The 23,984-nt window shown below is 66.9% G+C and carries 23 protein-coding genes; 15 read left to right on the forward strand and 8 right to left on the reverse strand.

Annotation, left to right across the window (positions count from 1 at the left end; all coding sequences use genetic code 11):
- On the reverse strand, window positions 1–1,251 hold the full coding sequence (locus KIT79_03580; GenBank protein ID MCW5828378.1) for a tetratricopeptide repeat protein: 1,251 nt from the start codon (window positions 1,249–1,251) through the stop codon (window positions 1–3).
- Between the two features lie 29 nt (window positions 1,252–1,280).
- On the opposite strand from KIT79_03580, the gene KIT79_03585 reads away from it, so the two are divergent.
- The 5 genes from KIT79_03585 (at window position 1,281) to KIT79_03605 (ending at window position 7,262) form a co-directional block, all read left to right on the forward strand.
- Window positions 1,281–2,153, forward strand: coding sequence for a patatin family protein (locus KIT79_03585; protein ID MCW5828379.1), 873 nt, complete (start codon window positions 1,281–1,283; stop codon window positions 2,151–2,153).
- 120 nt (window positions 2,154–2,273) lie between these two features.
- Complete coding sequence (locus KIT79_03590) at window positions 2,274–4,586, forward strand: VCBS repeat-containing protein (GenBank protein ID MCW5828380.1); 2,313 nt, start codon at window positions 2,274–2,276, stop codon at window positions 4,584–4,586.
- 39 nt (window positions 4,587–4,625) lie between these two features.
- Window positions 4,626–5,777, forward strand: coding sequence for a glycosyl hydrolase (locus tag KIT79_03595; protein ID MCW5828381.1), 1,152 nt, complete (start codon window positions 4,626–4,628; stop codon window positions 5,775–5,777).
- 12 nt (window positions 5,778–5,789) lie between these two features.
- The gene (locus tag KIT79_03600) at window positions 5,790–6,047 is read left to right on the forward strand and encodes a MoaD/ThiS family protein (protein MCW5828382.1); all 258 of its coding nucleotides are present in this window, start codon (window positions 5,790–5,792) and stop codon (window positions 6,045–6,047) included.
- A gap of 39 nt (window positions 6,048–6,086) precedes the next feature.
- Entirely contained in the window at window positions 6,087–7,262 is a 1,176-nt protein-coding gene (locus KIT79_03605) for an MFS transporter (protein MCW5828383.1), read from the forward strand.
- On the opposite strand, the gene KIT79_03610 is transcribed toward KIT79_03605, so the two are convergent.
- The 5 genes from KIT79_03610 to KIT79_03630 all read right to left on the reverse strand — a co-directional run bounded on the left by KIT79_03610 (window position 7,249) and on the right by KIT79_03630 (window position 12,098).
- Complete coding sequence (locus KIT79_03610) at window positions 7,249–8,085, reverse strand: DUF2236 domain-containing protein (protein ID MCW5828384.1); 837 nt, start codon at window positions 8,083–8,085, stop codon at window positions 7,249–7,251. The genes KIT79_03605 and KIT79_03610 overlap by 14 nt on opposite strands.
- Before the next feature lie 181 nt (window positions 8,086–8,266).
- Entirely contained in the window at window positions 8,267–8,614 is a 348-nt protein-coding gene (locus KIT79_03615) for a TraR/DksA family transcriptional regulator (protein MCW5828385.1), read from the reverse strand.
- Window positions 8,615–8,683: 69 nt separating this feature from the next.
- Window positions 8,684–9,133 carry an SRPBCC family protein gene (locus KIT79_03620; protein ID MCW5828386.1) on the reverse strand — a complete coding sequence of 150 codons (450 nt, stop codon included), beginning with the start codon at window positions 9,131–9,133 and terminating at the stop codon, window positions 8,684–8,686.
- A 43-nt stretch (window positions 9,134–9,176) separates the two neighbouring features.
- Complete coding sequence (locus KIT79_03625; GenBank protein MCW5828387.1) at window positions 9,177–11,372, reverse strand: PAS domain-containing protein; 2,196 nt, start codon at window positions 11,370–11,372, stop codon at window positions 9,177–9,179.
- Between the two features lie 114 nt (window positions 11,373–11,486).
- Window positions 11,487–12,098 carry a TetR family transcriptional regulator gene (locus KIT79_03630; protein MCW5828388.1) on the reverse strand — a complete coding sequence of 204 codons (612 nt, stop codon included), beginning with the start codon at window positions 12,096–12,098 and terminating at the stop codon, window positions 11,487–11,489.
- Between the two features lie 218 nt (window positions 12,099–12,316).
- Between KIT79_03630 and KIT79_03635 the strand changes: the two genes are divergently transcribed.
- The 3 genes from KIT79_03635 (at window position 12,317) to KIT79_03645 (ending at window position 15,381) form a co-directional block, all read left to right on the forward strand.
- Entirely contained in the window at window positions 12,317–13,861 is a 1,545-nt protein-coding gene (locus tag KIT79_03635) for an NAD(P)/FAD-dependent oxidoreductase (GenBank protein ID MCW5828389.1), read from the forward strand.
- Between the two features lie 94 nt (window positions 13,862–13,955).
- Entirely contained in the window at window positions 13,956–14,531 is a 576-nt protein-coding gene (locus tag KIT79_03640; protein ID MCW5828390.1) for a 1-acyl-sn-glycerol-3-phosphate acyltransferase, read from the forward strand.
- An 85-nt stretch (window positions 14,532–14,616) separates the two neighbouring features.
- Entirely contained in the window at window positions 14,617–15,381 is a 765-nt protein-coding gene (locus KIT79_03645) for a DUF4349 domain-containing protein (protein MCW5828391.1), read from the forward strand.
- A gap of 36 nt (window positions 15,382–15,417) precedes the next feature.
- Here KIT79_03645 and rpsT read toward each other — a convergent pair whose 3' ends face one another.
- A complete protein-coding gene (gene rpsT, locus KIT79_03650) occupies window positions 15,418–15,693 on the reverse strand; it encodes a 30S ribosomal protein S20 (GenBank protein MCW5828392.1) in 276 nt (91 codons plus the stop codon).
- A gap of 364 nt (window positions 15,694–16,057) precedes the next feature.
- On the opposite strand from rpsT, the gene KIT79_03655 reads away from it, so the two are divergent.
- The 5 genes from KIT79_03655 (at window position 16,058) to KIT79_03675 (ending at window position 20,780) form a co-directional block, all read left to right on the forward strand.
- The gene (locus KIT79_03655) at window positions 16,058–16,402 is read left to right on the forward strand and encodes an SCP2 sterol-binding domain-containing protein (GenBank protein ID MCW5828393.1); all 345 of its coding nucleotides are present in this window, start codon (window positions 16,058–16,060) and stop codon (window positions 16,400–16,402) included.
- Window positions 16,403–16,546: 144 nt separating this feature from the next.
- The gene (locus KIT79_03660; GenBank protein ID MCW5828394.1) at window positions 16,547–17,731 is read left to right on the forward strand and encodes a CoA transferase; all 1,185 of its coding nucleotides are present in this window, start codon (window positions 16,547–16,549) and stop codon (window positions 17,729–17,731) included.
- A 30-nt stretch (window positions 17,732–17,761) separates the two neighbouring features.
- Window positions 17,762–18,646, forward strand: a complete 885-nt coding sequence (locus tag KIT79_03665; GenBank protein MCW5828395.1) for an SDR family oxidoreductase — start codon at window positions 17,762–17,764, stop codon at window positions 18,644–18,646.
- A gap of 4 nt (window positions 18,647–18,650) precedes the next feature.
- Window positions 18,651–19,337 (forward strand): RNA pseudouridine synthase, encoded by a 687-nt coding sequence (locus tag KIT79_03670; GenBank protein ID MCW5828396.1) that lies wholly within the window; start codon window positions 18,651–18,653, stop codon window positions 19,335–19,337.
- A gap of 201 nt (window positions 19,338–19,538) precedes the next feature.
- A complete protein-coding gene (locus KIT79_03675; GenBank protein MCW5828397.1) occupies window positions 19,539–20,780 on the forward strand; it encodes an acyl-CoA dehydrogenase family protein in 1,242 nt (413 codons plus the stop codon).
- Window positions 20,781–20,788: 8 nt separating this feature from the next.
- On the opposite strand, the gene KIT79_03680 is transcribed toward KIT79_03675, so the two are convergent.
- Window positions 20,789–21,193: a hypothetical protein gene (locus KIT79_03680; GenBank protein MCW5828398.1), complete on the reverse strand. Its 405-nt coding sequence runs from the start codon at window positions 21,191–21,193 to the stop codon at window positions 20,789–20,791.
- A 128-nt stretch (window positions 21,194–21,321) separates the two neighbouring features.
- On the opposite strand from KIT79_03680, the gene KIT79_03685 reads away from it, so the two are divergent.
- The gene (locus KIT79_03685; protein MCW5828399.1) at window positions 21,322–23,076 is read left to right on the forward strand and encodes a tetratricopeptide repeat protein; all 1,755 of its coding nucleotides are present in this window, start codon (window positions 21,322–21,324) and stop codon (window positions 23,074–23,076) included.
- 6 nt (window positions 23,077–23,082) lie between these two features.
- Window positions 23,083–23,937: a hypothetical protein gene (locus tag KIT79_03690; GenBank protein ID MCW5828400.1), complete on the forward strand. Its 855-nt coding sequence runs from the start codon at window positions 23,083–23,085 to the stop codon at window positions 23,935–23,937.
- Window positions 23,938–23,984: the final 47 nt, after the last annotated feature.

Genomic DNA, 23,984 nt, shown 5'->3' on the forward strand with positions numbered 1-23,984 from the left:
CTACTCCAGCTTCTTCAGCCGTTTGGCGGCGTCGGCGTGCCTGGGCCAGGCGGCGAGGGCGGCGAGGTAATGCTCGCGGGCCAGTTCCGGCTGCCCGTAAATTTCGTGAATCTGCCCGAGCATGGCGTGGCCGTCGGCCAGCCGGCGCCGGTCCACGGGGGCCGAGGCGACCCACGCCGCGAGATCGGTCTCGGCCCCGGCGTAGTCCCTGAGGTCGAACCGTGCGCGGCCCCGGTAGAAGCGGCCCTTCACGAACTCCGGGGCAATCGAGATGATGCGCTCGTAGTGCCGGAGGGCGCCGGCAGTGTCGTTCAGATCGAGACGGGACTGGCCCCGCAACACCAGCGAGATCACGTTGTCGGGGTAATGCTGCTCCAGCTCGGCGCCGATCGCCTCCACATCGTCGTACCGTTTTTCCTTGCGGTAGAGCCAGAGGAGCGCGATCTGCGCGATGGGCCGGGTGAACGGCCCCGACTCGGCCGCACGCCTGACCATCGCAATCCCCTCGGGACGGCGGTCCGGCAGGAAAAAGAGGAACCGGCGGAGCCGGTCGCTCACCACATACTCGTAAAGACCGAAGCCCAGGTCCGGATCGGCGAAACCGGGCTCCAGCTTCCGGGCGCGCTCCAGTTCCGACAGAGCCGCCTGCGCCCGGCGGTAGGCAGCGAAAGGATTGCCGTCCCAGAACTCAAGGAGCGCCTCGATCCCCCGGACAAATGCCCGCTGGAACCTCCAGCCCGGCACGTACGGGTCCGGCGGCGGGGGACGGTCCATGCGGAGCGTGGCGGCCTTCACCGCGCCCCTCAGCGTGGCGAGCGTGTCCTCCGATTTCGTTTCCAGGTATTCGGCAGTGAGCGCGATGCAGACGCCGAGGGGGCCCAGGATCCGGTTGGGATTCTGCGCGTCATACTGTTCGAAGCGCTGCCGGGCCTCACCGTAGCGGCGGTTCAGGATGAGATCGCGGCCAGCCACCAGTTCCCGGTAGATCTCTGGCTCGTAGAACCGGAACTGGTCCTCCGGCCGGGGGTCGCTCTCCTGCTGTGTGTCCGGCGGGGGTATTTCCACCGGCGAAGTTTCCGGAGCCTTTGCATCCGGTGGCTTTGCTGCTGACGCCGCTTCCCTGCCATTGACGCCGGTTTCAGCGCGGATTTCGGCCCGGACCTGAACGGCTGCCAGTTGCGCCGCCGCAAGGCAGGCCAGCACAAGAGGGCGCAGCGGGACCGGAAGACCTGTTCGGATAGGGTTGAGCATATGGCGGGAGGCCGGTTACAGCATAACAAATGGACGCCGAAGCACCAAAACCCCCCAGCGGAAGAATCGCCCTCGTGGTGGAGGGCGGAGGGATGCGGGGCATCTTCGCGTCCGGCGTGCTGGACGCATTCGCCGAGGCGGCCTTCGCGCCGTTCGACCTGGCGATCGGCACCTCGGCCGGCGCCTGCACGCTCGCCTCGCACCTGGCCGGTCAGACCGGCCGCAACCGGCGCGTCTTCAGGGAGCAGATGTGCAGGCCGGAGTTCATCAGCGCGTGGCGCTACCTGCGCGGCGGGCACTACATGGACCTGGACTGGCTGTGGGACACGCTGGACGCCGAGGATCCGCTGGATGTCCGGGCGGCGGCCGCCTGCCCCGGCGTGGAGTTCCTCGTCGCCGCCACCTCGGCCACGACGGGAAAGCCGGTCTACCTGAAGCCGGACGCCCCGCTGCTGAACCCCGCCCTGAAGGGATCGAGCGCCGTGCCGGTGCTCTACCGGGGGCCGGTGGACCTGGGGTTCGAGAAGGTCGTCGATGGCGGGGTCGCCGACCCCATCGCCGCGATCGAGGCCCGGCGGCGCGGAGCCGCCCGGATCGTGGTGATCCGCAGCCGCCCCTCCGGCTACGTGAAAAAGGAAGGACTGGAGAGCTGGCTCGGCCAGCAGGCGCTCAGGGGTTTTCCACAGCTCTCGCAGGCGGCGGCCCGGCAGGCCGGTGTCTACCGGGAAGCGGTGAGCTTCATCCACAACCCGCCCGATGGCTGCGAAATCACGGAAATCGCCCCACCGGGACCCCTCCGGACGGGCCGGACCACGCAGGACCGTGCCGCCCTGGACGCCGACTATGAGCTGGGCCGGAAAGCCGGCCGGGAGGCCATGATCGCGTGGCTCGGCCGGGAGTAAAGGTTTGCAGTAATTCTTGACCCCCCTGCCGGGCAACGCTACCCCCTAGGCAGGGAAACGTGCTAGAAAACGGCGCCTGACCGCATTTCCATATCAATACCGTTCTGCAGGGGGAGCAGCGTGAACTTTCGCGTATTTTGTACATCGGGGGCCGCTGTCCTCCTTCTTCTGGTGGCCGCCTGCGGCCAGGACAACGTGGACCGTCTGGACCGTTCCTCTGCTGAACCCCGGATCCTCTCCTTCGAGGTGACTCCCTCGATGATCAAGTCCGGCGTGCCGACCCGCGTGCAGTTCAACTGGCGCTACCTCTGGGAACTGCGCCCCGACCCCACCTGCGAGATCACCAATGAAGTGGGCGTCGTCCAGAACAGCGGTTATGTGACCCTCACGATCTCCGGCGACACGGAGTTCATCCTGCGGTGCGTGAACCGCTCCGGGGAGGATTCGGCCAGCCTGACGCTCCGGGCATCGCCCAACGGCGCGCCCGAAGGCGACATCCTGCTGCCGCCGAGCGTCATCGTCGCCCCCGGCGAATCGGTCAACTTCGTCAGCACCTGCAAGGACGACAACACCCCCGGCGAACTGCTTACCCACTCCTGGAGCTTCGCCGGCGCGGCGCTCAACACCACCAGCGCCCAGCCGGGCCTCGTCCGTTTCCCGAGCCCCGGCCGGTACACGGTGACCTACACCTGCACCGACGCGCTGGGACTGGCCGACCCCACGCCGGACACGGTGGTCGTGGCCGTGATGGATTTCGAGGACGCCGGACAGACGGCCCTTGGCGGCGACCCCGTGGCCGTGCGGATCGCCGACCTGAACGGCGACACGCTCATGGACCTCGCCGTGGCGAGAAGCAGCGCGAACCAGGTGTCGGTCCTCCTGCAGGACGCCCTGAACCCCGGCCAGTTCCTTCCCGCCGTGCACTACGCGACGGGTGTCAACCCGCTGGCGCTGGCCGTCGCCGACGTGAACGGCGACCTGCGGCCGGACATCGTGACGGCGGACTACGACGACGACACGGTTTCGGTGCTGCTCCAGAGCGCCACGGTGGCCGGCACGTTCGATGCCGCCGCCAGCATCCCCGTGGGCAACGGCCCCCGGGCGCTCGTCGTGACCGATCTCAATGGCGACGGCCGCCTGGATATCGCGGCGGCCAACGAACTGGGGAACAGCGTCTCGCTGCTCCGGCAGGATCCCGCCCCGGAACTGCCGGGCGCCTTCACGACGGCCGCGTCGAACTACCCGACCTGCGCCGCCCCCCGGAGCCTGTCAACCGGCTTCCTCAATACCGGCGCGCGGCCTGACCTTGCCGCCGCCTGCTCGGGCGCGAGCCACGTCTCCATCCTGTTCCAGTACGACGAGCCCAACGACCCTGGCCACTTCCGCCCGAAGGTGGACTACCCGGCCGGTCCGGCCCCCGAGAGCATCGTCGTCGCCGACTTCAACGGTGACAACCGGCCCGACATCGCCGTCACCAATCCGGGCGAGGGAGTGGTCTCCGTGCTGCTCAACAACGCGGCCCCGCTCACGATGGGCACCTACGGCCTCCGCAAGACCTACGCGGCGGGGACCACGCCGAGGCGGCTCACCTCCAGCGACATCAATAATGACACCTGGGCCGACCTCATCGTCGCCAACGAGGGTTCCTCGGACGTGTCCATCCTGATCGCCAGCACCGCCACGCCCGGAACCTTCACGGCGCCGCGGAACTTCCCCTCCGGCACAGGACCGGTGTGGGTCGCCGTGGGCGACGTTGACGGCGACGGACTGCCGGACCTCGTGACCGCCGAACCTGCGGCCGGAAACCTGTCGGTCATCTGGCACTCGCCGGCCCGGCCCGGAATCACCCAGCTCCGCGCCACCCCGGCCACGACCAACACCACGAGCACGATCTCGTTCTTCATCACCGGCCCCGCCACGGGCGGCCCGTTCGACTGGCAGCTCGACCTTACCGATGACGCGGGCGCGGTCCTGGGCACGCCCTCGGCCGGAACCTGTGATACGCCGGTCCACTGCAGCGGGACCTCCGCCGCCGGGACCACCATCACCGTCACCCTGACGGCCGGCGCCGACACCGTGGCCACGGCCACGGCCGAAGTCACCGATGGCACCCTCACCGACAGCTTCGGCATCGCCGTGACGATCGATCTCACGCCGCCGCCGCCGCCCGTTATCACCACCAACGGCGGCACCGATTTCAACGTGATCGCCGAGCCGGTCCTGATCCAGGGCACGACCTCGGCCGACACCGCCGTCATGCAGGTGCAACTGAACGGCGGCGACTTCACGGCCCTCAGCCCCTACACCGCCGGATCGGTCAACTGGACGTTCAACGGAACGATCCTGTTCGGGACGACCGACAACTACTGCTTCCGCGCCCTCGACGCGGCCGGAAACACCGGCGACCCCACCTGCATCAACGTCACGCGCTGATGGACGGGGGCGCCGGAGCCCGGATATAGTCGCCAGACCATGTCCACAAAGAAATCTCCGGCCGCAGAACCGGTCTCGCTGCTCGTCGCCACCCGCAAGGGTGCCTTCATCCTGAAGGGCGACCGGTCACGCCGCCACTGGAAACTCTCGCCGCCCATCCTGCTCGGCCACATTATCAACCATCTGGTTCAGGATCCGCGGGATCCCTCCGTCATCCTGTGCGGCGCGAGCGCCGGGCACCTGGGGCCGACACTCTACCGGTCCATCGATGCCGGAAAGACCTGGAAGGAGGTCACCCGGCCGCCCGCGTTCCGGAAAGCCGCCGGGGGCGAGACGGGGCGTGTCGTCAGCAGCGTCTTCTGGCTGACGCCGGGCCATGTGAGCGAGCCCGGCGTCTGGTACGCCGGGACCACACCGCACGGACTGTTCCGCTCCACGGACGGCGGACTCACCTGGGAGGGCGTCGAGGGCTTCAACGAAAACCCCGAACGTACTATCTGGACCGGCACGGGCGACGCGCCACCCGAAGGCCCGTTCATGCACTCGGTGATCGTTGATCCCCGCGACCCCGCCCATCTCTACATCGGCATGTCGCCGGGCGGCGTCATGGAATCGTCCGACCGGGGCCGGAGCTGGAAACCCCTGATTGACGGACTCGAAACACCCGAAGGCTACGACCGCAGCGTGCAGGCGTTTCACGACCCGCACTGCGTACGCCTGCATCCGCTGCATCCCGGCCGTTTGTACCAGCAGAACCACAACGGCATCTACCGGCTCGACCGGCCCTCGGACACCTGGGTCCGCATCGGACGGAACATGCCCAGGGCGGTAGGTGACATCGGTTTCCCGATGGTTCTCCACCCGCACGACCCTGACGCCTGCTGGGTGTTTCCGATGGAAGGGATCGACGTCTGGCCCCGCACCAGCCCCGGCGGCAAGCCGGCCGTCTACGGGACAAGGAATGGCGGGAAAACCTGGAAACGGCTGGACAAGGGGCTCCCCCGCCGCGACGCCTGGCTGACGGTGAAGCGGCAGGCGATGACCGCCGACGGCTGTGATCCGGCGGGCCTCTACTTCGGCACCACCAGCGGCGAAATCTGGGCGAGCCGCGACGAGGGCAAAAGATGGACCTGCATCGCCCGCCATCTGCCGCATATCTACGCCATCGAAACCGCCCGGCTGGGCAGATAGAACCGTCAGGCCGTGCGCGTCTTCATCCCCTCGGCACTCCGCTCCTATACCGGCGGCAAAACCGTCGCCGATGCCAGCGGCAAAACCGTCGCCGAACTGCTTGAGGATCTCGACCGCCACTACCCTGGCATCCGGTTCCGCATGGTCAACGAGCAGGACATGATCCGCCCGCACCTGCGGGTGTTCGTCAACGGGCAGGTGGCGGAGCCCGGAACCCCGGTGAAGGAAAGCGACGAGGTGAATATCGTCATGGCCCTGAGCGGCGGATGACTTCGGCCATCCGGCACTGGTTATACTGGACGCATAACCATGCCCGTAGCCGCCTCACCACCCAGCAGAATCCCCCGCGGCGTGTGGGTCCTCGGCTTCGTGAGCATGCTGATGGATATCTCATCCGAGATGATCCACAGCCTGCTTCCGCTCTTTCTGGTGGGCACCCTGGGCGCGAGCGCCTTCGCCGTCGGCCTGATCGAGGGGCTGGCCGAGTCGACCGCCCTCACCGTCAGAGTCTTTTCCGGTACGCTGAGCGACTACCTGGGCAGGCGCAAGGGACTGGCCCTGTTCGGCTATACCCTGGGCGCACTGACCAAGCCGCTTTTTGCCATTGCACCTGCCACCGGCGTCGTGCTCACGGCGCGCCTGCTGGACCGGGTCGGCAAGGGCGTGCGGGCCGCTCCGCGCGACGCGCTGATGGCGGACATCACACCGCCGGAAGTACGTGGCGCGGCGTTCGGCCTCCGGCAGTCCCTGGATACGGTGGGAGCATTTCTCGGCCCCCTCCTGGCTGTCGGCCTGATGCTGCTGTGGGCCAATGACTTCCGCTCCGTGTTCTGGGTGGCCGTTGTTCCGGGGCTGCTCGCCGTGGCGCTGCTGGCGGCCGGCGTGCGCGAGCCGGGACGTCCCGCCGGTGGAAAACGCACCAGTCCCATCCGCCGGGAGAACCTGAGGCGCCTCAGCGGCGCGTACTGGTGGGTCACCGGTGTGGGCGGTGTTTTCGCCCTGGCCCGGTTCAGCGAGGCGTTCCTGGTGCTGCGGGCCCAGCAGGGCGGAATACCCGTCGCGCTGGTGCCGCTGGTGCTGGTGGCGATGAACGCCGTCTATGCGGTTTCCGCCTATCCGTTCGGCAGGCTGTCCGACCGGATGAACCGCAAGACGCTCCTGGCACTGGGTCTTGCCGTCCTGATCGCCGCCGATCTCGTTCTGGCGATGGACAGCCACTGGACCACGGTGCTCGCCGGTGTCGTGCTGTGGGGAGTCCACATGGGCATGACGCAGGGCCTGCTGGCAGCGATGGTGGCCGATACGGCACCGGCCGATCTCCGGGGCACCGCCTTCGGATTCTTCAATCTGGTGAGCGGGGCCGCGATGCTCGTCGCCAGCACCGTGGCCGGCCTGCTGTGGGACCAGATGGGCGCGTCGTTCACCTTCTACGCGGGAGCCGCGTTCAGTGTCATCGCCCTGCTCGGCCTGCTCAGGAAGATCTGACCGGTGTTGATGGCGGCGGCAGGAACCGCTCGGGCCGCGTCGCGGCGCCCACATACCGCATGACGAACTGCATCCCCCGGCGGTTGGCGAACCGGGGAACGGCGGCAAACCCCCACCGCCCGAGCCGGCAGATCCGCTCGAACCACCGCTGGTCGGAGGCGGGCCACGGGATGCCGAACCGCTCACGCACCGGCTCCGGCAGCGTGCCGGTAACGACGATCCGGCCCGCGTTCCGCAGGACGGGGTTGCGGAAGCTGCTTCTGACGAGCGGGGGCCGCCAGTCGCCCGCGAGCGCAAGACCGAGCGTGTGTTTTGCCGATGGCGTCATTTCGAGACGGGTCCGGCAGAACATGTCGAACCGGTCGCAGAAGGAACGGTAGTCACCGGGCACGCCGTCATAGAACACGCCGTACAGGCGGTACCACTCGACGGTGTCGGCATAGAGCCGTTCCAGGTCCACGCGGGCGAGCCCGCCCAGGTGGAACAGGCGGATCGATTCAAAAACTTCCCAGGTGAACGTCGCGTGGGCCCACCACCAGGTCTCGGGTTCGAGGGCCCGGTAGTCCTGCCCGTGCCGGTCCTTGCCGTTGATGGTCCGGTGAAGATCGCGGATCCTTTTCGCCCGCTCCGCGCCACCCTTCTGGAGCACCGTCGCCCATATCTGGGGGATGGACCGGTAGACCCGTCCGAAGGGATTGGCGAAAAAGTCCGACTGCGCGCCGATGGCGGCGCCCAGCGGCGGATACATGAGCTGGAGTATTCCGGCCGTTCCGCCCGGAAAGAACGAGCGCCAGTCACCCAGGTAACGGATCAGAAGCTGCATGCGGCCCCCGGTCTCCACTCCCGAAACATACCGGTGCCGTCCGGCAGTGGCTACTCGGACCGGGGAAATTGCGAGTAAAGCCCGCACGCCCTTCAAAGGCCGGAAACCGGGATTACCGGGCGAGCATCCTGCTCGGTCTGCTCAGGAAGATCTGACCGGTGTTGCTGGCGGATGAGCGGTTTCAGTCACGCTCGCGGGCGCCCTGGCAACTGACGCAGAAGGGTGCCTCCGGCCGGGCCTTCAGCCGCCGGTAACCGATGGGCTCGCCGCAGTCGGCGCACCAGCCATAGGAGCCGTTCCCGAAGCGCAGGAGCGCGGCCTCGACCCGCTGCAGCCGGAGCCCGGTTTCGGCCTGGCTCGCCTTGGCGAGCATCTGGTTCTGCATGGCGTCCATCCGGGTGAGCCGCCCGATCGACTGCTCCAGGTCCACGGGCTGGACGCTGCCAGCCGACTGCGCCAGTCCCTCGGCCAGCTGCGTTTTCAGCCGGAGAAGACCGGCTTCCAGTTCCCGACTCTCGGATTCGGACAGTTCGGATGGCATCAGGGCCTGCCTAGCACAATTTTCCGGTTCATGAACGGCCGGGGCGACGGCCCCTGATCAGCGGAGTTTCGCCGCCTCACGCTCCAGGTCGTCCGCCCAGTCGCGGTTGAACCGGTAGACGAGGGGCTGCATGGCCCGGGTCATTACGGCGAGCAGACCCTCGGCGATCTCCCGGTGGCGGACCCGGGTGCGGGAGGGGCCCAGCGGCTCGAAGTCGAACCGGTGCTCGACCGACCCCAGGACTGAACCCGGCCGGCCCAGCCCCCACCCCACCACCCGGTCCCTGTCGTGGTGGAAGACGGTCATGCTGAGGGCGGCGGGGGCGAAATCGGGCTTGAAGCGGATCCGGGTGCCAACCCGCCAGGGACCGGCAGAAAGCTGCCGGGCGGAGGGAATCCGGCGGACCCAGCGGGGCCAGCCGCCGATATTCTCCAGCAGCGCGAACAGCTTCCCCACTGGCGCATCCAGCTCATGAACGTAGTCTATATAGACGAACCTGGGTTTCATCTGGCTCCCGATGGAATGGCCTCAAGAGGCCACGTCCCTCAGTCTAGTTCATGAGCGGGCGGGAGGCGGACCCGGCCGCTGATCTGGTCTGGCCGGGGGCGGGCCGGCGCGGGCCGCCCACCGGGAGCAGCACCTGGAATGTCGTCCCCCTGCCCGGCGCGGACTGGACCGAGATGGTCCCTCCGTGACGGTTGACGATACCCAGTACGGCGGGAAGTCCGAGGCCGTGGCCGGATTTCTTGGTGGTGAAGAACGGCTCAAAAAGCCGCTGCTGGACCTCGGGCGCGATGCCGTGGCCCGTGTCGCTCACCGACAGCAGGATGCAGGACCGGTCTTCCATCGCGGCGGGAATCTCGGCTGCGGCGGCGGGCCGCGTGGTGATGCGGACCGTTCCCTCCCGCCCCTCCAGCGCATCCGACGCGTTGACCACGAGGTTCATGATTACCTGGCCGAGCTGAACCGGATCGGCCTGGACCAGCGGCAACGCGGGATCCAGGTCGAGTGCCAGTTCCGCCCCGGCGGCGATGCGTCCACTGACGGCGCGGACGGTTTCACCGACGAGGCGGTTGATATCGACCGGCGTGGTCGTCAGCGGACTGCGGCCGGCGTATGAAAGAAGCTGGCGTACCATGTCCGCCGCCTGTCTTGCCGCCGCACGGATGTTGCCCGTGATCTGGCGGTCCTCGATGGTGAGGGCGTCCGACAGGCCCAGCAGGTCGGTATTGCCGAGAATCGTCGCGAGGATGTTGTTGAAGTCGTGGGCGACCCCGGCGGCCAGCATGCCCAGGCTCTCCATCCGGCGGACCTCGGCCAGCTCGCGCTCGGTTTCCCGCTGCTGGTCGTCGGCCTGCTTGCGGCTGGTGATGTCGGTCGAGATGCCGCACAGGGCGTAGGTTTTCCCGTCCAGCTCCTTCAGCGGAAACAGGACCGTGATGAAAATGCGCTCCTGCCCGGTGGTGTCGCGGAACCGGTCCTCGAACGAGAGGGGGACGCTGCGCTCGATGGCCATCCGGTTGTTCTCCGCGAAGGCGGCGGCACTGGCCGGGAACAGCTCGGCGTCGGTCCTGCCGGTCACTTCCGCCTCGGACAGCCCGGTGAGTTCCAGGAACCCGTGGTTCACCAGCTGGTAGCGGCCGTGCAGGTCCTTGATGAAGATGATCGAGGCGGTGTTGTTCACGATCGCCAGCAGCCGCTGCTGGCTGTCGCGGACCTGGCGGATCAGGTCCGCCTGCACCTTGTGGCTGGCCCAGTGCCGGAGGCCGAAAAATCCCGCGAGCCCGAGCGCGAGCGGCAGGGTGACGTAGAGCGGCTGGCGGGACATCTCCACCCTGAACATCAGGGCGACGATGGACATCCAGGCCAGCGCGAACGCCGGCACGAGGGATTCGGCGGCGAGCGGCTGGCTTGCAGCCGGAAGCCCCGCTGCGTCCTGTCCGGCACGGGCCGTCACGTGACCCTGCTCGATCGCCGCCCAGCCCAGAATGACGAACGAGAGCAGCCACATGACATCGAGATTCCAGCCGACGGCATATTCGCCGGTCAGGACCACATGGCCATAGATGACGCTGGCGACCGAATTGACCGCGATGGCAACGATCAGCAGCAGGAGAACCAGCCGGTTTTCCTCCCAGGTGTGCTGCCAGAGCGAGATGAGGCCGAACAGGAGGGCCGAGAGGTGAAGTACCGGGTAGCCGAGGGCCGTGAGCAGGGCGACCAGCGAACCGTCCCAGGTGCGGATGATCTCCCCGAAGACGAAGGCCACCGTAAGGAGGTCGGCGCAGATCACGACGCCCAGGTCGGCGATACCGAGCAGGCTGATCTTCCGGGCGGGCGAGCGCGAGCGGTAGAACAGGATGCCGGCGGTGAACAGGACCGGAAACGCGAGGAAACCGGCGTCGGCCAGAGCCGGAAACGGCTCGTACTCGAACAGGACCAGTTCCGACCAGCTCCAGGCGAGCATGCCGCCGAACCAGGCGAATGCCCCCGCCGACAGGCATCGCCAGGCCGCACGGTACGATGGCTCGGAAACCCGGCGGGCGGCCCTCAGGCAGAGGATACCACTGGTGAAGGAGGCGAGGGTCCACCAGAAGTCGGACCAGGCATGCACCGCCCATTCGTTGCCATCCAGCACGGCGACACCGACCGAAAAGACCACCGCCATGGCCAGGATGAAACCCGTGGCCGCGAAACGCCGGGCATCCGGCGCGACACTACTGGTAAAGCCCTCAGTCCCCGGCACATGCCCTCCGGCCTGTCACGGTCCCATACACGTACGCGGCTCGATACTGCCGATACTGGAAGGGGAAGTATATCCCGTCCGGGTGCAAAAGGGGATGCAGGGAAGGACCGGAAGCTATCTTGCCGACAGCATCCGGACGGCGAATTCGGTGAGGTAGTCGATCACCGGGGCGAGGTCCGGGCGGCGGCCCTCCACATGGGCGCGGGCGAAGCTGATGGTGAGTGCGATCATCGCCTCGGCCGTGAGATCTGCCCTTTCCGGGCTCAGGGGCCTGCCCGTGACCTGTCCCAGCCCGACGAGATCGGCCACAAGGTCGTCGTGCAGTTCCTGGCGGAGCTGCCGCGCCTGCTCGCCCAGCGGCGAACCGGCATGGTCGAGTTCCCGCAGGAACAGGTCGAACAGCCGCGGATGACCGGCCAGGACCTCAAGCGGAAGGCGGAACGTCTCGCGGACGGCATCCAGACTGGCCAGGTTGCCGACCTTCGCACGGGCCTCGCGCAGCAGGCGCCTCAGTTCCGATATGCGCTCGTAGGCGAGCGTCCGCACGAGGTCTTCCTTGTCGCGGAAATGGACATAGAAGGTGGGCTGGGCGATGCCCGCCTCGCGGGCGACGGCGCTCGCCGACAGCCCGGCATAGCCGTGCTCGCCGAGCAGCCGCGTGGCCGCCTCCAGAAGGCGGGTCCGGGTGATGAGCTTGCCTTCGTCCCGTGTGAGTGCCGCCCGCACCGCCTGGAAACCTCCTGATTACCGATAGATATATACTAAAAATGCAGTTTTATATCCTCGTTAACTAGCTGTAAATACTATATAATATGTAATCTATCAATAAAAAACAGATTGACATGACAGTTTCACCAATACTATTATCGGCGAACTGGACGCCGGTTCGCGTCCTCGCAACATCCGAAATGAGCCCGATGGTTACTGACGAAGGAGAACTGCCCATGTCCGCCACCCGGATCTTTCCCGACTCCCAGAAGACCCAGAAAACCGGCGACTTCCCGATCGTGATCGTCGGGTCCGGGTTTTCCGGCCTGTGCATGGGGATTCTCCTCAGGAAGGCCGGCATCGAGTCGTTCACCATCCTGGAGAAGGCGGACGAGGTGGGCGGCACCTGGCGCGACAACACCTACCCCGGTGCCGCGTGCGACGTTCAGTCCTACCTCTACTCCTACTCGTTCGAGCCCCGCACCGACTGGTCGCGGGCATTCTCGCCCCAGCCCGAAATCCTGGACTACCTCAGGCACTGCGCCCGCAAGTACGACCTCTACCGGCACATCCGGTTCGGGTCGGAGGTCGAAAAGGGCGTGTTCGACGAGCGCACCGGTACGTGGACGGTGCATGTGAGGAATGCCGCCCCGGTGAAGGCGCGCGCCCTCGTCATGGGCACCGGCGCGCTGCACATCCCGGCCTATCCCAGCTTCAAGGGAATGGACCGGTTCGAGGGGCGCACGTTCCACTCGGCCCGCTGGGACCATGGCTACGACCTTGCCGGCAAGACCGTGGCCGTCATCGGCACTGGCGCCAGCGCCATCCAGTTCGTTCCGGAGATCCAGCCGAAGGTAAAAAAGCTCCACCTGTTCCAGCGCACCGCCCCGTGGGTGCTGCCCAAGCCCGACCGGCGCATGAAGGACTGGGAACACACCCTGTTCCGGTCGGTCCCGGCGGCCCAGTGGCTGCACCGGGCGGGCCTCTACTGGACGCTCGAATCCCGGGTGCTCGGCTTTGCCGTGGACCCGCGCCTGCTGATGATGGCCGAGAAGCTGGGCATCCGGTACCTGAACAAGGTGGTGAAGGATCCGGAACTGCGCCGCAAGCTCACACCCGACTACCACATGGGGTGCAAGCGGATTCTCATGTCGAACGACTACTACCAGTCGCTCTGCCAGCCGAATGCCGAGGTGGTTACCGAGGCCATTGACTGCATCACTCCCCGCGGCATCCGCACAAAGGACGGCACGGAGCGGCCGGTGGACGCGATCCTGTTCGGAACCGGCTTCAGCGTGACCGAGAGCCTCGCGCCGGTTCCGCTTCAGGGGCTCGGCGGCCAGGATTTCAACGACGCCTGGAGGAAAAGCCCCGGCGCCTACTACGGCATCACGCGGTCGGGCTTTCCGAATCTCTACATCATGATGGGGCCCAACACCGGCCTCGGACACAACTCCATGGTGTTCATGATCGAGGCACAGGCCCGTTACGCGGTCCAGTGCATCGGGAAGCTCCGCTCCAGGCGGCTCGCCTGGATGGACGTCAGGCAGGATGTCGAGAGCGCGCAGTTCTGGTCGATCCAGAAGAAACTCAGGAAATCGGTCTGGGCCTCCGGCTGCAAGAGCTGGTACCAGGCCGAAGACGGCACGAACCCGACGCTGTGGCCAGGCTTTACGTTCGACTACTGGCTGCAAACCCGCCGGGTGAAGCTCGGGGACTACGTGCTCCGCAAGGAGGAGGACGCCCTCCCCCTCGCCGCGCCGGTGCCCGCCACCGCATGAGCCGCGTTCATCTGTAAAAGTTCCGTTCTAACTGCATTCCGGCTGCCACCTGTCATAGGGTTTCAGGGGGCGGTGCGGCTATCGTGCGGGCACGATGCTGAAACTGCTCGGACGCCTGATCCTGCTGCTGCTCGGCTGGAAGCCCGAAGGGCCGGTCCCCTCGCACGAAAAGTGCGTGATGATCGCCGCCCCGCACACGAGCAACTGGGATCTCGTCATCACCCTCGCCCTCACTCATGTGATGGGCCGGCCGATCCGCTGGATGGGAAAGGACGCGATCTTCCGGTTCCCGTTCGGCTGGATCATGCGCCAGCTGGGCGGCATTCCGGTGGACCGCAGCGCCCATCACAACCTCGTCCACTACACGGCGGACTACATCCGCAAGCACAAGGAGCCGCTCATCATCACGGTCCCGGCCGAGGCGACCCGCAGCCGCGCCGACTACTGGAAGTCCGGCTTCTACCACATCGCGATGGAGGCGGGGGTTCCGGTCTACCTGGGCTATCTGGACTACCGGCGGCGGCGCGGGGGCTACGGACCCGCCATCCGGCTCACCGGAAACCAGCGCGCCGACATGGACCTGATCCGCGAGTTCTACCGGGACAAGACGGCGAAATACCCCGAAGAGTTCGGCCCCATCCGGCTCCGAGACGAGGAACTGGCGGCGTAGCTCTCCCCAGATCATGCGCTTGCGCGCCCTCTCGCGGCCCCGTTACGCTCCGGTCCACCCAGTCCCAACCGGAGCGGCCCACACGATGAAATACCGGCGCCTTCAGATCCTGTCCGCCGTCACGATTTTTTCCGTCGCATTCCTTTCCGCCGCGCTTCTGCCGGCCTGCAGCGAAAAGGCCTCTGGAGAGGCGGCGATGGATTCCGGCATGCACATGGAAAAGGGGTTCGCCGGACGGGCGATGGCCATGTCGATGCCGGTCCCGGACGAGCCGCCGCCGGACGACGACGCCTCCGGCGCCCCGGAGGTGAAGAACCGGGTGCTGGTCTACCGGGCGGACATCTCGCTGGAGGTCGCCGATGCGGAGGCGGCCCGCACGCGGATTTCGGAACTGGCACTGGAGATGGGCGGATATGTCCAGAGCGCGTCGAACCGGTCGGTCACGGTGCGGATACCGGCCCCGGTGCTGGACGATGCCATGACGAAGTTCGGCAACCTGGGAAAGGTGACGGAGAAGAACATCACGGCCGATGACGTGACCGGTTCCTACCGCGACCTGGAGATGCGGATCGCCAACCTGGAAAAGGCCCGCGAGCGCTACGTGGAGATCCTCAAGAGGGCCACGGCCGTCCAGGATGTGCTCGCCGTCGAGCGCGAACTGGAGCGGGTCACCAGCGAGCTGGAGATGTACCGGGCCCAGTTCCGGCGGCTGCACGAGCGGGTGTCGCTCTCCACCGTCACGATCCGGCTCATCGAGGAAAAGGAACTGAAACGGCCCGGCCCGCTGGGCTGGGTCTTCAAGGGACTCTATCTCGCCGTGGCGTGGCTGTTCGTCTGGCCGCCGGTCTAGGTGGTCGGCCGGAATCGCCGGGGATTCAGGGAAACTTCAGGCCGACTTGGACTTCGTCTTGTGCCCGCTCACGGCCTTGGTGAGGCGGCTGATGCGGCGTGAGGCGTTGTTGCGGTGGAGGACGCCCTTGCTCTGGGCGCGGTCCAGGTAGGAGGCCGCTTGCTTGTAGATCTCGTCCAGCTTGGGGTCGTTCTTCTGCATCGCCTCGCGGACGTTGCGGACCAGCGTCCTCCAGGTGGAGGTTACGCGGCGGTTGCGCTCATGACGGGTCGCTTCCTGACGGGCACGCTTGGCGGCAGAGGGCTTGGGCACGGGGGTCTTCTCCTGCTTGGTTTCCGGTGCGCCCGGAACGGTTCCGGGGCCACATAAAGGCCGCCATTTCCCACCACCGGGGGCGGCCACAAGGGCCCGGCTTTATACGGTTGGCGGCGGCAGGTCAAGGGCGGCCTCCGGGCCGGGAACGGGGCCTGAACCCGGTTCACGAACAGCCCGGAAACTCCCGCCGGAATGTCCACAAATTTCCTTGACGCGATGCACCTGCTTGGGTAGCTTGCGGGCGGTGATTGATTGTTCAGTCAATCCGTAATTCATCCCGCGGGAAGGCTATCGCCGGGCATGGGGCCCACTGAAGTCTATCGCGCACAGACCAAATACCAATATTCCGGGAGTGGAAGCCATGTCCGAGAAGTTCACTGACTGCAAACCGATTTTCGAGCGGATCCAGAAGGGTCTTGCCGCCAATGCCGATGCCGCCAAGGCCAATGTGGGCGGCGTGTTCAAGTTCGTCGTGACCGGCGACAAGGGCGGCACCTGGCTGGTCAACTGCAAGGACAACGTGGGCGTGACGGCCGCCGACGGCGATGCCGACTGCACCATCACGGTGGACGACGAAACCTTCCTTGCGATCAACAACCGCGAGATGGACGGCCAGATGGCGTTCATGAGCGGCAAGCTGATGGTCTCGGGCGACATGTCCTTCGCGTTCAAGCTGGGACAGGTGCTCGGCGGCGGACAGCAGTAAGTTCCGCTCCGGGCCGTGCCCGGACGGCTGCACGGCAACCGTGCTCACCGCAGGCCGGGGTCTGGCGTCAGTCGCCGGCTCCGGCCTCGTTTTTGAGCCCCCTCATTCACCCTTATCCAGTCCAAGAGGAGTCGAGACACGAACATGGGCGCACCGCTTGAAGGCATCAAGGTACTTGACCTGTCCCGGCTGCTGCCGGGCCCGTTCTGCACGCAGCTGCTCGCCGACCTGGGCGCGCGCGTCGTCAAGGTGGAGGACACCCAGGGGGGCGATTACGCCCGCGCCGGGGCCCCGGCCATCGACGGCCAGAGCGCGTTCTACGCCGCCATCAACCGGAACAAGCAGTCGATCAAGCTGAACCTGAAGAAGCCCGAGGGCGTCGCCGCCTTCAAGAAGCTGCTGCCGAACTTCGACGTGGTGGTGGACACCTTCCGCCCCGGCGTCGTGGAAAAGCTCGGCGTGGGCTACGAGACCTGCCGGGCGATCCACCCGAAGGTCGTCTACTGCGCCATCACCGGCTACGGGCAGGACGGCCCCTATGCCCAGCGGGCCGGACACGACAACAACTACCTCGCGCTGGCCGGCGTGGGCGGCATCACGGGCGAGCCCGGACGCCGCCCGGTCCTGTGCGGATTCCAGCTTGCAGACCTGGGCGGAGGCGCGCTGTTCGGCCTTTCGTCGATTCTGGCCGGGCTTCTCCAGGCCCAGCGGACAGGAACCGGAACCTACTGCGACGTCTCAATGCACGACGGCGCGTTCGCCTTCCTCGCCCCCCACATGGCGGGCTACCTCCAGCAGAAGGATAATGTCCCCGGCCCCAGCACGATGCTCCTGTCGGGAGCCGTGGTCTGCTACAACATCTACCAGACGAAGGACGGCCGCTACATGTCAGTGGGCTCGCTGGAGCCGAAGTTCTGGCAGGCGTTCTGCCAGGTGACGAAGCGGCCGGACATCCAGCCCTTCGCCTTCACGAAAGCCGCCGACGGCGAGAAGGGCTACGAGACTGTCAGGGAACTGTTCCGCTCGAAGACCCAGGCCGAGTGGGCCGAGCTCCTGAAGGACGCCGACTGCTGCGTCGAGCCAATCTGGGATTTCGCCCAGACGGAAAACGACCCGCAGCTTGCCGCCCGGAAGATGTGGATCAGCATCAGGAACCGCAAGGGCGAGAGCGTGAAGCTGCCCAGCCACCCGTTCCGGTTCAGCACCGTGGAGAAGAAGTCCGAGGACGCGCCCCCTCCCCAGTACGGCGAACACACCCAGGCCGTGCTGAAGGAGTTCGGCTTCACCGACGCGGACGTTGCCCAGCTGAAGACCGGCGGCGTAATCTGACGCCGTTCCTGCAAGGGAGAGAGCACAGCCATGCACCGGAGCAGAATCTACCGAGACGACCTTCTGGAGGGTAAAAAGGCCATCGTGACCGGCGGCGGCACCGGCATCGGTGCAGCGATCACCGCCGAGCTCGCCGCCCTGGGATGCGAGGTGTTCATCTGCTCGCGCAAGCAGGAGAACGTGGAACCGGCCGCACGCGAGATCCGGGAGGCCGTGGGCAAGCACCCCGTCCACTGGGGGCTGTGCGACATCCGCAAGCATGAGGAAGTGGACCGGGTGGTGGACGAGGCCCTCCAGAAGATGGGCCGGATCGATTTCCTCGTGAACAACGCCGGGGGACAGTTCCCCTCGCCGGCGGCGGCCTACACCGACAACGGCTGGAACGCCGTCATCGGCAACAACCTCACCGGCCCCTGGTATTTCACCCAGTCCACGGCGAAGAAGGCCCTGTTCCGCCAGAACGGCGGAAAGGTCATCTTCATTACCGCCGACTGCCACCGCGGAATGCCGGGACTCGCCCACACGAGCGCCGCCCGCGCCGGGGCGCAGAACCTCGCCATGACGCTGGCGATCGAGTGGGCCTCGTTCAACATCAAGGTGAACTGCGTCGCCCCCGGAACGGTCTTCTCGACCGGCATGCGCGTCTACCCGAAGGACGTGGTGTTCACCACGGCGCGGCACATTCCGCTGAAACGGCTCGGCAGCGTGGAGGAGATCGCGCAGGCGGTCACCTATCTCCTGTCGCCCGCCGGCGACTGGATCACCGGGGAGACGCTCAAGATCGACGGCGGGGCACACCTGTGGGGCGACCGCTGGCCCATCCCCGACCCGAAGGATTTCGAAAAGACCCACGGGTGGCCGCCGCCCGCGCCGTTCGGCGGCTACGAAGGCCACGACGAGGACAAGAAGAAGTAGCGCCATGCCCGTCCGCTCCCCGGACATCCTGTTCCGAAGCGACGAGATCATCCTCGCGGACAAGCCGGCGGGAATCCTGACGACGGGCGAGAAGGGCGACCGCGACACGCTCGAAGCCCGGATCCAGGCCGGGTTCGGGCCGGGCGTGAAGGCCCTGCACCGGCTGGACCGGGAGACGAGCGGCGTCGTGGCGCTGGCGGCAGGCGAGGCGGCGCGCCGCCGGCTGGAGCCGCTGTTCCGCCGCCACGAAACCGAGCGGGTCTATCTCGCGCTGGTGCTCGGCACGTTCAGGGAAAATGAAGGCAGCCTCCGGAACTACCTCCGCACCGATCCAAGAACCCATACCGAGCAGGTGACCTACAACCCCCGGTTCGGCGTGGAGGCGCGGCTCGGCTACCGGGTGCTCCAGAGCGCCGGGGGAGCGAGCTTGCTCGAAATCCGGCCCGAAACCGGGCGGACGAACCAGATACGGGTACAGCTCGCCCACGACGGGCATCCCGTCATCGGGGACCGCAAGTACGGCAGGGGAAAGATCTATCCGGCGATGGCCAGGCGGACGATGCTGCACGCCCGCTCGCTCGCGCTCCTGCCGCCCGGCGAAAAGAAGAAGGTCCGCGCCACGAGCCCGCTCCCCGACGACTTCCGCGAGGCGCTCGCCGAACTGGCCATGAGCGCGAAGGGGCTGGGGTAGCGGGAATCAAAACTGACGCAGGTCATGCCGGGACGGACGGCCCCCGGGGGCCTTTGGTTCTTCATTCGCACCGGAGCGCGATTTCTGTTGACAGCCCAGACTGACACGCGTATCAGTCTGGGCTGATCTCCGGCCGCCACGCCGGTTCCGCATCCACCGGAACCGGGCGGCTGGACCCCGAAATCCCCGAAGGAAACCGGCATGTTCGAGCTATCAGAACCCAACAAGATGGTCATGCAGATGGTCCGCCAGTGGTGCCAGAAGAACCTCTTTCCGGCGCTGCCGAAGCTCGAAACGGGGGAGATGCTCCCCTACGACCTGATCCGGGGCATGTCGAGGCAGTTCGGCCTCGACATGATGGCGAAAACCTCGCTGCAGAAGCGGGTGAAGAAGCTGCGCGAGATCGAGAGCGGCGCCGCAACGGCGCCGGAGGGCGGCAACCTCGCCGAGATGATGGGCGACGGCGGCGGCGACCCGATGATGATGGCGGTGGTCCTGAAGGAACTGTCGCGGTGCTCGCCGGGATTCACGATGACCTGGGGCGCGTCCATCGGCCTTGCCGGCGGCGCCATTATCTCCAAGGGCACGGCCGGCCAGATCGAGAAATACGGCATCCCGCTGGCGACGATCGAGAAGATCGGCGCGTGGGGCCTCACCGAACCCGGCGCGGGTTCCGACGCCTTCGGCTCGATGAAGACGACGGCGCGGCCCGACGGCGACTGCTACGTCCTGAACGGGCAGAAGACCTTCATCACCAACGGCCCCCATGCGGACATCTATGTCATCTATGCGAAGCTGGACCGCGGCCGTCCGGGCGAGGAGATGCCGGTCAACACGTTCATCGTCGAGCGCGGCACGCCGGGGTTCACCCAGGGCAAGCCGTTCAAGAAGATGGGAATGAGGGACAGCCCGACGGGCGAGCTGTTCTTCGACAACGTACGGGTGCCGAAGGCGAACCTGCTCGGCGGCAAGGAGAAATCGGCCGAGGGGCGGGCCGACACCAAGGAGTCCCTTGGCAACGAGCGGTCGGGGATTCCCGCCATCGCCTGGGGCATCATGGAGGAGTGCTACGAGCGGTCACTGAAATACGTGCGGGAGCGTCACCAGTTCGGCCGCCCGGTGGGCGAGTTCCAGGCGGTTCAGCTCGATATCGCCGACATGTACGTGAAGATGAAGAATGTCGAGAATATCGTTTACCGGACGGCGTGGATACAGAAGCAGGGCATACGCGACGCGGCCTTCATCAACGCGACCAAGGCCTACTGCTCGCAGGCCTGCCTCGACGTGACCCTGCGTGCGATCCAGCTCCACGGCGGCTACGGCTACATGGAGGAGTACCACATCGAGAAGCTCGCCCGCGACGCCAAGCTCCTCGAAATCGGGGCCGGGACGACCCACATCAACTACATGGCGGCTGCGCGGACATTGCTCGAAGTGCAGTGAGGTTCCCCTCACCCGGTCTTGTCGGCGTCGCCGAACAGGCGGGCGCGGCGGCGTTCGATGTGGTCGAGGATGGAGCGGGCCAGTTCGCCAAGCGGGTTGGTTTCCAGGGCGCGGAGGGCGGCCTGCCGGGCTTCTTCCAGCTGGTTGCGGAAGAAGTAGATCTGCGCCTCGATCTCGTGGGCAATAACCTGCCGTCCGTCACTGCTGAGGGCGCGGCGGGTGGCATCCAGCGCCTCGTCATACCGGTTCGCCATGTAGAGAAGCTGCGCCCGCACCGCCTCGGCCGAGGCGTCGGCCATCTCGCCCGCGTAGCCGCTCAGGCGGGAGAGCACGTCCCCGAAGGCGGACAGATCCTCCTCGATGAGCGCCCGGCGGCCCTCTTCGAGCAGGCGGGTGAAATCCGGTACAGCCACAGCGATGCCCTCTGCCGTTTCTGACAAAAACCCTGATGAAGACCCCTTCATTGTGACCGGAACCGGCCGCCGTGGCAAAAGGGGCCGCCACCACACTTGGACCCGCGCCTGTGCTACGGTCCCCGGCAATGCCGCGCCGACTGCCGCTCCTTACTGCCCTCCTGGCCCTTACCGCCGCCTGCGCCCGCCTGGGCCCGGCGCCAGAGTCCGGCCAGGTCATGGCCGGGGCCGATGCCCGCCGGGAGGCCGATGGCCGCGCTTTTGCGCGGTTTTTCGACGGGGAGATGCTGCTCCGCATGGGGGATATCGCCGGGGCCGAGGCCGCCTTCCTCGAAGCCGCGCAGTTCGACCCCGCCTCGTCCGAAATCCAGCTCCGGCTGTGCCAGATCTACCAGCACCGGGGACAGCTTGAGCTTGCCGAGGAGACAGCCAGCCGCGCCGTGGAACTGGATGTCCGGAGCGTCGAGGCGCGCCTCAAGTACGCCCAGCTCCTGACGGCCCGGCGGGCGTTCCCTGACGCCCTGATCCAGCTCGGAGCGGCGCTCGAAGTCGAGCCGGGGAACACCGCCGTGCTGCTCCAGAAGGGGGCCGTCGAGATGAGCATCGGGCGGCTCGAAGCGGCCCGCAAGACCTACGAGCGGATCACCGCCGCCGAGCCGATGAACGCCGTGGCCCTCTACTCGCTGGCGCAGATCTACGCCGCCCAGGGGAACATCCCCGCCGCCGAGGCGTTCTATCTCCAGACGACCGAAGCCGCTCCGCGGTTCAAGCGGGCCTACGTGGACCTGTTCCTGCTCTATGACCAGTACGGACAGAAGCAGAAGGCCCTCGCCCTGCTGCGGAAACTGGTCGAGGAGGTGGACCCGGACAACGAGGAACTCCGGCGGCTCTACAGCTCGGCGCTCATCAACGAGGGCAAGCTGGACGAGGCGGTGCGGGTGCTGGAGAAGGAGCGGGAGATCCAGCCCGGCAACCTCGATGTGCTGGCCCGGCTCGGTTACGCGCAGTTCGAGCAGCGCAACTTCGAGGCGGCCATCGAGCAGTTCCGGCTGGTGCTGGCCCGCGACCCGGACAATCACGCAGTCCGCTACTATCTCGGCCTGTCGCTGGACGCCATGGGCGCGGGCGAAGCGGCCATCGCCGAGCTGTCGAACATCCCGGTCGGCGCCTCCGTGTACCCCGACTCCCTCCTCTACCGGGCCTACGTGCTGGAAAAGCTGGGCCGGAACTCCGAGGCGGTCGATTCGATCCGGGAGGCCATCGCCGTCAGGCCCGAGGAGCCCCGCTACCCCGAATACCTCGCGTCGCTGCTGCTCCGGGCCGGACGGCGGGCCGAGGGAATCGACACCGCCCGCAAGGCACTGGAACAGTTCCCACAGTCGGTAAGGCTCCTCGTCGTGCTCGCCTACCTGCTGGAAAAGGAGGATTTCGACGAGTCGATCCGGGTCATGCAACGGGTCCTGGACATCGAGCCCAAGAACGCCGAGGCACTGAACTTCATCGGCTACAGCTGGGCCGACCGCGGGATGCATCTCGACCGGGCCGAGGCGATGATCCGGCAGGCACTGGAACTGATGCCCGAGGACGGCAACATCACCGATTCGCTGGGGTGGGTGCTCTACAAGCGGGGCAAGTTCGCCGAGGCGCTCGAAGTCCTCAAGAAGGCCGCCGACATGTCCCCCGGCGTGGCGGAAATCCGCGACCATGTGGGTGACGCCTACCTGGCCACCGGAAACCGGGAGAAGGCCCTCAGTTCGTGGCGGCAGGCGCTGGACCTCAATCCCGACCCCGACATGCGCGAGCGGATCCAGCAGAAGATCCGGGAACATTCGGCAGTTTCGCCGGAACCTCCGAAAAAACCCTCCCCCGGAAAGAAGAAGTAGCCGCGCATGGATTTCTCACGGAGACTTGCGATGGCCTGCGCGATCATCTGCGTGGCGGCGGTTTTTTCCGGTGCCTGTGTCTGGAAGGTGGCGCCCGAGCGGCCGCTCGTCTGGACCCCGATGGACGGCACGGACGCCGCCGCCACGGCCGTCGAGGCGCGCCGCGCGCTCGTCCGGGGCCTCTATGCCAGCGCACGGGCGAAGCTGGTGACGCCGGAGCGAGACACGGTTTTCTCCGAGGAGCTGGCCATCCGCGCGCCCTGCGCCTTCCGGATCACGGTGCTGGGGCTCTTCGACCGGCCGCAGGCCTACCTCGCCAGCAACTGCGAGGAGATCGCCATGCACGACGTGGGCAGCCGCCGGTTCTTCACCGGGACGATCGAGCAGGGAATGATGCTCGACCAGTTTCCGGTCCCCCTGAAGGCCGAGGAGATCGTCGCCTCCCTGCTCGGCATTCCCTACGGCTTCGCCGAGGCCGCCGCCGGCGGCGAGGCGACAGGCCCCATCGAGGATCCGCAGAAGCGGGGCTGGCGCGTGGAACACCGGGGCGCCGGGGCGGCCGAGACCGACATCTACTGGTTCGACTCCGAGACGCACCACCCGGTCCGCTGGGCGCGGTCGGGCCCAAGAGGCGAGTTCGTGGCCGTGGAGTGGGACCAGTGGGGGCCGGCCTCCGGCAGCTGGGCCATCGAGCTGCCCCGGATCGTCCGCATCGCCCTGATCCAGCGGGGGCTCATGCTGGAACTTGCCTTCCGCGACGTGGAGATGAACCCCGGCGACCTGGATGAAAGCCTTTTCACCCTGAAGCCGCCCAGGGGAATCACGCCGGAACCGCTTGGCCAGCCCGGTCTGGCGCAATAGGCTTCCATCCACACCCGCCCCGCTGGCGAATACCGAGGTAACTCTCC

Source organism: Deltaproteobacteria bacterium, from assembly GCA_026129095.1.
Lineage (GTDB): Bacteria > JAGRBM01 > JAGRBM01 > JAGRBM01 > JAHCIT01 > JAHCIT01.